Below are 11,965 nucleotides of genomic sequence, written 5' to 3' on the forward strand. Positions count from 1 at the left end.
CCGCCGAGTTCCCTGATTTAAGGGAGTCTATGTCGATAAAGAGGTGAGGGAAAGTTCATGATCGATCCATCCATCAAGCATGATTTGCGAGAAATCGCAACGAAACTAACCAATCTTAGGGGGTCTCTTTGACTTAGATCTCAAGCAGGAAATGATTTCTAACTTTGAAGAGAAAATGTCCGCACCGGACTTTTGGGATGATAACGAGAAGGCGCAGGGCGTGATTGCGGAAATGAACGCGGTGAAGTCTTCCGTGGACAAATACGAGAAACTGCAGCAGGAATATGATGATGCCTCCATGATGGCGGAGTTGGCTGATGAAGAAGGCGACGAGTCGCTTTTTGGTGAAATAGCCGAATCCGTCACAGGACTGAAGAAGAAGCTGGAGGATTTCGAACTCGACCTGCTCCTGAATCAGCCTTACGATAAATTGAACGCCATTCTGGAACTTCATCCGGGCGCTGGCGGCACGGAGTCTCAGGACTGGGGTCAGATGCTGCTTCGGATGTATACCCGCTGGGCCGAGAAACGGGGCTTCAAGGTCGAAGTCCTGGATTACCTGCCTGGGGATGAAGCGGGCATTAAGAGCGTGACGCTTTTGATTAAAGGCTTTAACGCGTACGGTTACCTGAAAGCCGAGAAAGGTGTGCACCGGCTGGTACGGATCTCGCCTTTTGACTCATCAGGGCGGAGACATACTTCATTCGTCTCTTGCGACGTCGTACCGGAGATTACGGAAGATGCCGAGGTGGAAATTCGGACGGAAGATTTGAAGATCGACACCTACCGGGCCAGCGGCGCAGGCGGACAGCACATCAATACGACGGATTCCGCCGTGCGGATTACCCACTTGCCAACCGGCATCGTGGTTACCTGTCAGAACGAACGCTCACAGATCAAAAACCGCGAGCAAGCCATGACGATGCTGCGTTCCAAGCTGTATGAGCGTAAAATTGAAGAGCAGCAAAAAGAACTGGATGAAATCCGAGGGGAACAGTCGGATATTGCATGGGGCAGCCAGATTCGCTCCTACGTGTTCCATCCCTATAGTATGGTAAAGGACCACCGTACCTCAGTGGAAACCGGCAATGTCGGTGCTGTGATGGACGGGGACCTGGATCCTTTCATCGATGGCTATTTGCGCAGCCAAATTAAAGTGGATACCGAATAAAACCCATGAAATTCCTACACGCTATATAGATTGAACGAAAGTTCATTCTGCATCGCGCTGTGGGAATTTTTGGCGTCCGGCACATTTGGGGATACATGAGCATCCAGCCAGAAGCGACAAAACAACATCATGCATATCAAGGAGAGAATAAGAAGTATGTCACAAGCTGCAACGTCAAGCCGCCGCAAGGCCCCTATGATTCCCCCGACAGGGCCACTCCGCCATGTGGTGGATACCGCTCTTATCGTTATAGGTTCCTTAATCATTGCTTTAGGTTTTAATCTGTTCTTTCTGCCTCATGGCATCGCCTCCGGCGGTGTCTCGGGGATTTCGGTGCTGGCTGAGGCCTGGTTTAAGCTGGAGCCAGCGTTTACGCAGTGGGCGCTGAACATCCCGCTCTTTTTCCTGGGCGTGTTCCTGCTCGGTAAAAATTACGGTATACGCTCTTTGCTTGGCAGTGTGATTCTGCCGCTGTTCGTCTATCTCACCAAGGATTGGCCGCTGCCTACGGACAACCCGCTGCTTGCTTCTATTTATGGAGGAATTGCGGTAGGACTTGGCATCGGCATCGTATATCGCGGCAGAGGGTCGACCGGCGGTCTTACGACACTTGCCCAGGTAATCCAGAAGTACAGCGGACTCAGCTTCTCGCTCTGTGTCGTCCTGCTGGACGGAAGCGTCATTCTGCTGGCTGCCACCACCTTATCCTTGGAAAAAGCGCTGTACGCGCTGGTTGGGCTCTACGTCACCGCAAAAGTCATCGACACGGTCGAACTCGGCTTTAACCAATCCAAAGTGGCGTACATCATTTCCAATCATACGGAAGCAATCTCAGCAGCCGTACTGCATGACCTGGATCGGGGACTTACCAAATTGAATGCCGAAGGCGGATATACGGGGGACAACCGGATCGTGCTGATGGTGGTCATCGGCCAAAACGAAACGACGCGCCTGAAGACGCTGGTGCGAACGGTAGACCCGGAAGCTTTTGTTATTATCAGCAATACGCATGAGGTGCTTGGCGAAGGGTTTAAATTAGGAGGATTTTAAGAGGGAATCCGAAAAGAGACATAAACGGCTGTGGTTTGAGAGCCGGGGTGTCTCTTTTTTTTGTTACATATTGGAGTGGTGAACTCTCAGTGAGCGGAAATTCCCTTATAGGACAAGGCACAATTCGTGCGAAACGGTTGTATTTATATAAATACAGTCGTATAATAATACATATTTATTCAGAGAGATGCAAGTCAGGTGATAGAGAGGGGAATGTGGGGATGCCAGGAATACATGGGGAAACGGGTAAGATCAGGATTGCAATTGTCGGCTCGACAGGATACGGTGGGGTGGAATTGATCCGCCTGCTGCAGGCTCATCCGTTTGCGGAGATCACGTCGGTGATTTCGTCCTCAAGCGCGGGAACGCCGATTTCTGCGGGTTTTCCGCATTTAACGGATATTATCGTGCAAAACTTGGACGGCGTCGATGCCGCGGAAATCGCGGGAAAGGCAGATGTTGTCTTCACGGCAACGCCATCGGGCGTGAGCTCGAAGCTGGTGCCGGGACTGCTTGAAGCAGGCCTGAAGGTGATCGATTTGTCGGGAGACTACCGGATCAAGGATGGAAGCACGTACGAGAAGTGGTATAAGCATCCCGCCCCGCAGCAGAGCGATCTTGAAAAAGCCGTATACGGCTTGTGCGAGATTTTTGGCGAGGAAGTTGTGGATGTCGATTTCATCTCCAATCCCGGCTGCTATCCGACGGCGACGCTGCTTGGCCTGATACCGGCCATCAGTGCCGGGTGGATTGACCCGAAAAGCATCATCATTGATGCCAAATCCGGTGTATCCGGCTCGGGCCGGGGCACCAGCCTGACTTCGCATTATTCGGAAATCAACGAGAATTTCAAAGCCTACAAGGTGAATAAGCATCAGCACATCCCGGAAATCGAGCAGGTGCTCGGACAGGTGAGCGGAGAGCCGGTCACGGTAACCTTCACAACGCAGCTCGTTCCGATGACGCGTGGCATTATGAGCACGATGTATGCCCAGATGAACGGCGTCTACAATGACGAGGATTTTGTGGAGCTGTACCGGCAGTATTACAAGGACCGCCAGTTCGTGCGTGTACGGGATAAAGGAATCTGGCCGGCAACCAAAGAGGTCTATGGATCCAATTACTGTGACATCGGCTTTGCGGCGGATGAGCGTACAGGACGCGTGACGATCATTTCGGTCATCGACAATGTTGTCAAAGGCGCGGCAGGTCAAGCGATACAGAACCTGAATCTGATGATGGGATGGGAGGAGAATCTCGGACTTGGCTACACACCGGTGTATCCGTAACGTGCGGGATGAACAACATTATGGGACATGAAAAATACACCGTCGTACAAGGCGGTTCGATTATAACGCCAAAAGGCTTTTCCGCAGGCGGATTGCACTGCGGCCTGAAAAAAACCGAGCGCCATGATATCGGCGCCATTCGATGTGACGTGCCCGCCGTGGCAGCGGCCGTGTACACGACGAACGTGTTTCAAGCGGCTCCGCTCAAGGTAACGCGGGAGAGCCTGCAGAACGGCGTTCTCCAGGCCGTTGTCGTGAACAGCGGCAACGCGAATGCCTGCACGGGCCAGCAGGGCGAAGACGATGCATATGCGATGCGGGCGGAAGCCGCGCAGCAGCTCGGCGTTGCCGTCCAGGACGTGGCTGTGGCATCCACGGGCGTGATCGGAGAGCTGCTCAAGATGGATCGCGTAATGGCTGGCATCGCAGGACTACCGCAGCGTATAACCCCGGAATCCTCCGGTGCGGAGGACTTCTCGCAGGCCATTCTCACCACGGATCTTGTGAAAAAGGAAGCCTGCGTTTCGGTTGCCGTGAACGGCAAGGAAGTGACCATCGCCGGGGCTGCGAAAGGCTCAGGCATGATTCATCCGAACATGGCGACGATGCTCGCTTTTATGACGACCGATGCGGTCATTGAGGCTGACGTGCTGCAGCGGCTTTTACGGCAGACGACGGATAAGACGTTTAATATGATCACCGTAGACGGAGACACCAGTACGAACGATATGCTGATTACGATGGCCAGCGGGCTGGCGGGCAATGAAGCCCTGAACCCGTCCCATCCGGATTGGGAAGCTTTTGCTGAAGGCTTCAACCATGTTTGCCAGGTTTTGGCTCAAGCTATTGCCCGTGACGGGGAAGGGGCAACGAAGCTGGTCGAGGTGAGCGTGAACGGAGCGGTGAGCGACGTATCTGCACAGGCGATTGCCAAGACGGTTATCGGCTCGAGTCTGGTGAAGTCGGCCGTATTCGGCGCAGATGCAAACTGGGGACGGATTATTGCGGCTGTGGGGCGCGCAGGCGAACCGGTAAATCCGGAGACTGTCGATATTCATATCGGCGATATTTCGGTGCTGGAAGGCTCTCGGCCTGTCGCATTTGATGAGGATGAAGCTTTAAAGTATCTGAAAGGCGACACCGTCCGCATCATCGTGGATCTCCATCATGGAGAAGGCAAAGCGACGGCTTGGGGCTGTGACTTGACCTATGATTATGTGCGCATCAATGCGGCATACCGGACGTAAGGAGACGAAACGGGAGAAGGAGAGAACTCTGTGAAAACAGCGGAAGATCAAAAGCAGTACGAGGCTAACGAGACATCCAGCCGGCAAAGCTTTGTCATGAAATGCGGCGGAAGTACGCTGGCGGCTTTGCCGGATTCCTTTTTCGAGGATTTGAAGCAGCTGCAGGCCTCCGGTATTCAGCCCGTCATCGTCCATGGCGGCGGTCCGGCCATCTCAGAGAATTTGGAGAAGCTCGGCATCGAAACGGAATTCGTGAACGGTTTGAGGCGGACGACCGAAGCTGTGCTGGATGTGGTGGAGATGGTGCTGGCGGGCAGCATCAACAAGCAGATCGTCAGACGGATTCAGCAGAGCGGGGGCAAGGCGCTGGGCATCTCCGGCGTGGACGGGGCCCTCATCCAGGCGCAGCCTGTAGCGAATAGCGCTGAGGTAGGCTGGGTCGGCGACGTGACGCATGTGCAGTCGGATATTATTCAGGGCATCAACGACATGGGATATATGCCGGTCATTGCACCGGTAGGCGTGGACGCAAGTGGCCAACGATACAACATCAACGCCGACACGGCAGCGGGCGCGGTAGCTTCACATCTGGGCACGGACCGGATGATCGTCGTAACGGACGTTCCGGGCATCATGAAGGAGATTGAGGGTACTAAGCAGGTTTTGCCTGTGGTGACCGTACAGCAGATCGAGGACATGATCGGGAGCGGCGACATTTACGGCGGCATGATCCCGAAGGTGAAGGCGGCGGTCAGCTGCATCCAGGGCGATGTGCAGGAAGTGGTCATCGTGAACGGCAGCGAGCCGGGAGTGCTGAGCCGCGTGCTGCAAGGTGAGACAATCGGGACGAGGATCGTAAGGTAGAAAACCAAAAAAACGAGATGTTGGGACTTTTCAACATTGATTAATAACGTGTGAGTAGCGTAGGGGGCGTAATCATTCTGAAGAAGCGATAGCGTTCGCCTACGAGCTTTTCGTAGGAAAGCTCGCTTCGAAAGCAAGTGCTTTGACTCCGAATTTTGCCCATGAAGGGATAATTCAAAATTTGGAGGAGGGCAGCAATCGGAAGAATGATCCGTAACTAGAGCGGCCATAGGTTAGTGCGGTAATGAATAATTCGAATGACAGGAGTGATTTTCAATGAGCAACCCGGCAGGGCAGTCCAGCTCGCTGTTTCCTACGTATGCGAGATATCCGATCAGTTTGGTTAAAGGCAAAGGCAGCTGGCTATGGGACGATCAAGGCAACAAATACCTCGATTTCATGAGCGGTATTGCGGTGACTAATCTGGGCCATGCGCCCGAGAAGGTTACGGCAAAGCTCAAAAGTCAGCTCGATGAGCTGTGGCATGTTTCGAATCTGTTCCAGATTCCGAATCAGGAAAAGGCCGCCTCGCTGCTGACGGCGAACAGCTGCGCGGATGCGGTGTTCTTCAGCAACAGCGGCGCCGAAGCCAACGAAGCGGCAATCAAGCTGGCGCGCCGTTATCACCAAAAGATCAAAAACAACGGGCGCTTCGAAATCATCACCTTCGTTCAATCTTTCCATGGACGGACGCTGGCGACACTGACCGCGACAGGTCAGGATAAGGTGAAGGACGGATTCCTGCCGCTGCCTGCGGGCTTCAAGAGCGTGCCGCTCCATGATCTGGAGACGTTAAAAGCATCCATTAACGACAAAACCGCTGCCATCATGATGGAGCTGGTATTGGCTGAAGGCGGCGTGCTGCCGGTCGAGGCTGATTTTGTCCAGGCCGTAAAAGCGCTGTGCGAAGAGCACGGGCTGCTGCTTATCATCGATGAGGTGCAGACTGGCATGGGCCGTACAGGCAAAATGTTCGCGCATGAGCATTACGGCATCGAGCCGGATATTTTCACCTTGGCCAAAGGCATCGCCAGCGGCTTCCCGATGGGAGCCATGCTAGGTAAAGCCTACCTGCGGGAGGCATTCAGCGCGGGCAGCCACGGTTCGACCTTCGGCGGTACGCCGATCGCAACGGCCGCCTTGATCGCAACCGTCGAAACGATGCTGGAGGATCAGCTTCCGCAGCGTGCTGCCGAGATGGGGGCGTACCTGAAGGAACAGCTCACGGACAAACTCAGCGGCAATCCGCATGTGCAAGCGATTCGCAGCTTGGGTCTGCTGGTGGGCATCGAATGCGCCGAGCCGGTCAACGATCTGATCCTTGAAGCTCAGAAGCGCGGCCTGCTCTTCATCAGCGCAGGACCGAACGTGATCCGGCTGCTGCCGAACCTGTACGTAACCAAAGAAGAAATCGATCAAGCGGTGAGCATCATCGCTGACGTGATCCATGAACATACAGCGGTAAAGAAAGACTAAGAGATCAAATAGGGATACAAAAGGAGGAACACCCATGACACAAACCGAACAGCTGCAGCATGTGAACCTGAAAGGACGGGACCTGCTGGAACTGGATGACTATACAACCGAGGAGATTCAGTATTTGCTGAATCTTGCCATCGAACTGAAGCGCAAGCAAAAGAACGGCGAGGTATACCAGCCGCTGAAAGGCAAGACGATCGGACTGATTTTTGAAAAATCCTCTACCCGCACGCGCGTTTCCTTTGAAGTCGGAGCGTTCCAGCTCGGCGCGCACGCACTCTTTTTGAGCAAGAACGATATCCAGCTCGGACGCGGCGAGATCATCAGCGATACCGCGCAGGTGCTGTCCCGTTATCTGGACGGCATCATGATCCGGACGTTCGGACATCAGAATGTGGTGGACTTGGCCAAGTACGCCTCTGTACCGGTCATCAACGGACTTAGCGATCTGGCGCATCCGTGCCAGGTGCTGGCCGATTACCAGACGATTCTTGAACATAAAGGCACCCTGAAGGGCCTGAAGCTCGCTTACATCGGCGACGGCAACAACATGGCGCATTCCCTCATGATCGGCGGAGCGAAGCTTGGCGTGCATGTATCGATCGCGAGTCCGGAGGGCTATGAGCCGGATCCGGAGGTCGTGAAGCAGAGCCGCGAGATCGCTAAAGAAACCGGCGCCGAAATCGTTGTGACGCGCAGCCCGCAGGAAGCTGTGAAGGATGCCGACGCCATCTATACGGACGTATGGGCGAGCATGGGCTTTGAGGAAGAGCAAAAAATCCGCGAGGCTGCATTCAAAGACTACCAAGTCGACGAAGAGCTCGCGAAGCATGCGAAGAGCGACTACCTGTTCATGCACTGCCTGCCGGCGCACCGCGGGGAAGAAGTGAGCGCGGGTGTGATCGACGGCAAGAATTCCGTCATCTTCGATCAGGCCGAGAACCGTCTGCACGCGCAGAAGGCTTTGATGGCCGCGCTGATGGGGTAGGGCAAGGTTTGATTAGGTTAATTTGGAAATTTAGGGACAACACCGATCGAAGATCGTTCCGTACCTGGAGCGGCCATACCTGCATGAAGTTCGCCAGAATGCTTCGTTCTCGAAGCAGCTGCGCGAGCCCGAAGCATCTACCGGAACGTTACGTGCCTGGAGCGATCACACGGGCATGCGCCACCTGATTCATGGCTTATCCGCAGAAGTCGGTGCTTGAGCAAAGAATTATTTTCAAAACCTCAGATCCCAAATGGGATATAATTGAATAACGAAGCGTACAAGAAAGGAAGTTTACTCATGGCAAAAGAAAAAATCGTGCTCGCCTACTCCGGCGGGCTGGACACATCCATCATCCTCAAATGGCTCAAAGAAACCTACGACGCCGAAATCATCGCTTTCACAGCCGACATCGGCCAGAAGGAAGAACTCGACGGCCTTGAAGCCAAAGCGTTGGCTACAGGCGCATCCAAAGTCTACATCGACGACCTGCGCGACGAATTCGCGAAGGACTTCATCTATCCAATGTTCCAGGCGGGTGCGCTGTATGAAGGCCAGTACCTGCTCGGCACCAGCATTGCGCGTCCGCTGATCGCGAAGCGCATGGTCGAGATCGCCCGCGCGGAAGGCGCTACGGCGATTGCCCACGGGGCAACCGGCAAAGGCAATGACCAGGTCCGTTTTGAGCTGGGTGTAGCCGCGCTGGCTCCGGACATTAACGTAATCGCGCCATGGCGCCTCGAAAGCTTCCGCAATGACTTCCCGGGACGCGCCGAAATGATCGCATTTGCCGAGAAGCATGGCATCCCGGTAACCGCATCCGCGGCCAAGCCGTACTCCATGGACCGCAACCTGCTGCATATCAGCTACGAAAGCGGCGTGCTGGAGGACCCTTGGTTCGATGCAAGCGCACCGGAGAACAAAGACATGTTCCTGCTGAGCAACTCTCCTGAGGATGCTCCGGACGAAGCGGAATATCTCGATCTGGAGTTCGCGCAGGGCAACTGCGTGGCGCTGAACGGCGAGAAGCTGAATCCGCTGCAGGTGATGGAAAAGCTGAACGAGCTTGGCGGCAAGCATGGCATCGGACGCGTTGACATGGTGGAGAACCGCTTCGTCGGCATGAAGAGCCGCGGCGTGTACGAAACGCCGGGCGGCACGATTCTGTTCACCGCTCACCGCAAAATGGAATCCATCACGATGGACCGCGAAGTCATGAACCTCCGCGACAGCCTGATTACGCGCTACAGCACGCTTGTGTATAACGGCTTCTGGTTCGCGCCGGAACGTCTGGCTGTGCAGGCACTGGTAACGGAAAGCCAGAAGAACGTGACGGGTACCGTGCGCGTGAAGCTGTACAAAGGCAACATCATCGCCGCAGGCGTGAAGAGTCCGGTAAGCTTGTACAATCCGGAAATTGCGACCATGGAAGCGGATCCGACGCAAGCGTACGATCAAGGGGATGCAACGGGCTTTATCCGCCTGAATGCGCTTCGTCTGAAAGTCGGCACCGGTGTAGAACAGAATCAATAATCCGAATTAGACCGCATAACGCGGCAAGGCAGGGACGGCCGTTCCTTTTCCGGGGGAGAAGGGGCGGCCCTCTGCCGTATCAGAGAGGGGAGAACATAAAGTGAGTAAACTGTGGGGAGGACGCTTCACGAAGCAGACCAACCATTTGGTGGATGAATATACCGCGTCGATCGGTTTTGACCAGGCATTGGCCGAGGAGGATATCCAGGGAAGCCTGGCGCACGTCACCATGCTGGGCAAATGCGGGATCGTGCCGCAGGAGGACGTGGAAGTCATCAAAGCGGGCCTGAACAAGGTGCTGGATAAAATCCGCAAAGGCGAGATTGAGTTCTCGGTATCGGATGAAGACATCCATATGAACGTGGAAAAGAACCTGATCGCCGAGGTTGGCCCGGTCGGCGGAAAGCTGCACACGGGACGCAGCCGGAACGACCAGGTGGCTACCGACATGCACTTGTACCTGCGCAAGCGCGTAGTGGATCTGTCGGGTATGCTGCATGAGCTGCAAAAAGCATTGGTGGTACAAGCACGGGATAACTTGGATACGATCGTGCCTGGATACACGCATCTGCAGCGTGCGCAGCCGATTCTGTTCGCCCATCACCTGATGGCCTATGTATCGATGTTCCAGCGCGACATTGAGCGCCTGATGGACAGCTACAAGCGCATCAATGTGCTGCCGCTCGGCGCAGGGGCGCTGGCCGGGACGACGTTCCCGATCGACCGTCATTTCGTTGCAGAGCAGCTTCAGTTCGACCGCGTCTACGAGAACAGCCTGGATGCCGTCAGCGACCGCGACTTTATCCTGGAATTTCTGTCCCATGCGTCGATCATCATGATGCACCTGTCCCGCTTGTCCGAGGAGCTCGTGCTGTGGAGCAGCACCGAGTTCAACTTCATCGAGCTGGACGATGCCTTCTGCACCGGCAGCAGCATCATGCCGCAGAAGAAGAACCCGGACGTGCCGGAGCTTGTCCGCGGCAAAACAGGCCGCGTCTACGGCAATCTGATGGGCCTGCTTACCGTGCTGAAGTCGCTGCCGCTGGCTTACAACAAGGACATGCAGGAGGACAAAGAGGGCATGTTCGACACCGTCGCGACGCTCGAAGGCGCTCTGCAGCTGTTCGCTCCGATGATTGCCACGATGAAGGTGAACAAATCGCGCATGCGCGAAGCCGTGAACAAGGACTTCTCGAACGCGACGGATATCGCCGACTTCCTCGTCGGCAAGGGACTTCCGTTCCGCCAGGCGCATGAGGTCATCGGCAAAACGGTGCTCTACTGCATCCAGAACGGCAAGTATCTCCTCGACCTCACCATGGAGGAGTTCAAGCAGTTCTCGGACCTCTTTGACGACGCGATCTATGAAGTCCTGCAGCCGGAGACCGTGGTTAACGCCCGTAACGTCTACGGCGGCACGGCAACGGACCAGGTAGGTGACGCGATCAAGCGCAGCGAAGTTCTGATGCGTTTGACTGAGCAGTGGCTGGAAGAGCATCAATAATAACGTTGAAAGCCGATCCCCCGGTTTCCGGTGGGATCGGCTTTTTGAGTGTCATCGTTCTGAAAATGTATGTGAAAAACCGAATACATAACGCGGCGTAGATGTTACACGAGTCAATCGAGTACAATGTATGCGAAAAACCGAGTACATAACGCGTTGCGGGCCGCCCCCGAGCCAAATGTATGCGGAAAATCGAGTATATGATGCGATCAGGCGGCCCCCGAGCCAAATGTATGCGAAAAATCGAGTACATAACGCGTCACGGGTAGCCCCCGAGCCAAATATATGCGAAATTTCGAATACTTGATGCTACGAGGGCGCAATCGAGGCGTATGTATGCGAAAAACCGAATACACGTGCGCCGAGGACGTCACCCCAGCCAAATGTATGCGAAAAATCGAGTATATGGTGCGGCACGGACGGCCATTGAGGCAATGTATGCGAAAAACCGAGTACATAACGCGTCGCGGGCCGCCCCCGAGCCAAATGTATGTGAAAAATCAAATACATGACGCGGCACAGAAGGCACCCGAGCCAAATGTATGCGAAAAATCGAATACATGAGGCTGCACGGACGGCACCAGAGCACAATGTATGCGAAATTTTGCATATATGACGCAGCACGAGCCGCCCCCGAGGCAAATGTATGCGAAAAACCGAGTACATGATGCGTCACGGGCCGCCCTTGAGCCAAATGTATGCGAAAAATCGAATACATGGTGCGGCACGGACGGCACCAGAGCACAATGTATGCGAAATTTTTCATATATGACGCAGCACGAGCCGCCCCCGAGGCAAATGTATGCGAAAAACCGAGTACATGATGCGTCACGGGCCGCC

The 11,965-nt window shown here is 54.8% G+C and carries 9 protein-coding genes; all 9 read left to right on the forward strand.

Going from position 1 to position 11,965, the window contains the following annotated elements:
- The first annotated feature begins 57 nt into the window (after positions 1 to 57).
- The 9 genes from prfB to argH all read left to right on the forward strand — a co-directional run bounded on the left by prfB (position 58) and on the right by argH (position 11,125).
- A protein-coding gene (gene prfB / locus ACTHPM_RS18350) for a peptide chain release factor 2 (protein ID WP_440396317.1) occupies positions 58 to 1,171 on the forward strand; the annotation gives its coding sequence in 2 pieces (ribosomal slippage) (positions 58 to 129 and positions 131 to 1,171; 1,113 coding nt in all).
- A 156-nt stretch (positions 1,172 to 1,327) separates the two neighbouring features.
- Positions 1,328 to 2,221 (forward strand): YitT family protein, encoded by an 894-nt coding sequence (locus tag ACTHPM_RS18355; RefSeq protein ID WP_440396316.1) that lies wholly within the window; start codon positions 1,328 to 1,330, stop codon positions 2,219 to 2,221.
- Positions 2,222 to 2,442: 221 nt separating this feature from the next.
- Positions 2,443 to 3,510 (forward strand): N-acetyl-gamma-glutamyl-phosphate reductase, encoded by a 1,068-nt coding sequence (gene argC, locus ACTHPM_RS18360; protein WP_440396315.1) that lies wholly within the window; start codon positions 2,443 to 2,445, stop codon positions 3,508 to 3,510.
- Positions 3,511 to 3,530: 20 nt separating this feature from the next.
- Positions 3,531 to 4,757: a bifunctional glutamate N-acetyltransferase/amino-acid acetyltransferase ArgJ gene (gene argJ / locus ACTHPM_RS18365; RefSeq protein ID WP_440396314.1), complete on the forward strand. Its 1,227-nt coding sequence runs from the start codon at positions 3,531 to 3,533 to the stop codon at positions 4,755 to 4,757.
- A 96-nt stretch (positions 4,758 to 4,853) separates the two neighbouring features.
- A complete protein-coding gene (gene argB, locus ACTHPM_RS18370; RefSeq protein WP_440396803.1) occupies positions 4,854 to 5,621 on the forward strand; it encodes an acetylglutamate kinase in 768 nt (255 codons plus the stop codon).
- 276 nt (positions 5,622 to 5,897) lie between these two features.
- The gene (locus ACTHPM_RS18375; RefSeq protein ID WP_440396313.1) at positions 5,898 to 7,097 is read left to right on the forward strand and encodes an acetylornithine transaminase; all 1,200 of its coding nucleotides are present in this window, start codon (positions 5,898 to 5,900) and stop codon (positions 7,095 to 7,097) included.
- A gap of 34 nt (positions 7,098 to 7,131) precedes the next feature.
- Positions 7,132 to 8,088, forward strand: coding sequence for an ornithine carbamoyltransferase (gene argF / locus ACTHPM_RS18380; protein ID WP_440396312.1), 957 nt, complete (start codon positions 7,132 to 7,134; stop codon positions 8,086 to 8,088).
- A gap of 300 nt (positions 8,089 to 8,388) precedes the next feature.
- The gene (locus ACTHPM_RS18385) at positions 8,389 to 9,621 is read left to right on the forward strand and encodes an argininosuccinate synthase (protein ID WP_440396311.1); all 1,233 of its coding nucleotides are present in this window, start codon (positions 8,389 to 8,391) and stop codon (positions 9,619 to 9,621) included.
- 100 nt (positions 9,622 to 9,721) lie between these two features.
- Positions 9,722 to 11,125: an argininosuccinate lyase gene (gene argH / locus ACTHPM_RS18390; protein ID WP_440396310.1), complete on the forward strand. Its 1,404-nt coding sequence runs from the start codon at positions 9,722 to 9,724 to the stop codon at positions 11,123 to 11,125.
- Positions 11,126 to 11,965: the final 840 nt, after the last annotated feature.

It is taken from the genome of Paenibacillus sp. SAFN-054 (assembly GCF_051966755.1).
Taxonomy (GTDB): Bacteria; Bacillota; Bacilli; order Paenibacillales; family Paenibacillaceae; genus Paenibacillus_AQ.

What these genes read in the sequence shown, in the direction of transcription:
- ACTHPM_RS18355 (WP_440396316.1), top strand. Translation starts at nt 1,328, where the DNA reads ATGTCACAAGCTGCAACGTCAAGCCGCCGCAAGGCCCCTATGATTCCC.
- argB (WP_440396803.1), top strand. Translation starts at nt 4,854, where the DNA reads ATGAAATGCGGCGGAAGTACGCTGGCGGCTTTGCCGGATTCCTTTTTC.
- ACTHPM_RS18375 (WP_440396313.1), top strand. Translation starts at nt 5,898, where the DNA reads ATGAGCAACCCGGCAGGGCAGTCCAGCTCGCTGTTTCCTACGTATGCG.
- argF (WP_440396312.1), top strand. Translation starts at nt 7,132, where the DNA reads ATGACACAAACCGAACAGCTGCAGCATGTGAACCTGAAAGGACGGGAC.
- argJ (WP_440396314.1), top strand. Translation starts at nt 3,531, where the DNA reads ATGGGACATGAAAAATACACCGTCGTACAAGGCGGTTCGATTATAACG.
- argC (WP_440396315.1), top strand. Translation starts at nt 2,443, where the DNA reads ATGCCAGGAATACATGGGGAAACGGGTAAGATCAGGATTGCAATTGTC.
- ACTHPM_RS18385 (WP_440396311.1), top strand. Translation starts at nt 8,389, where the DNA reads ATGGCAAAAGAAAAAATCGTGCTCGCCTACTCCGGCGGGCTGGACACA.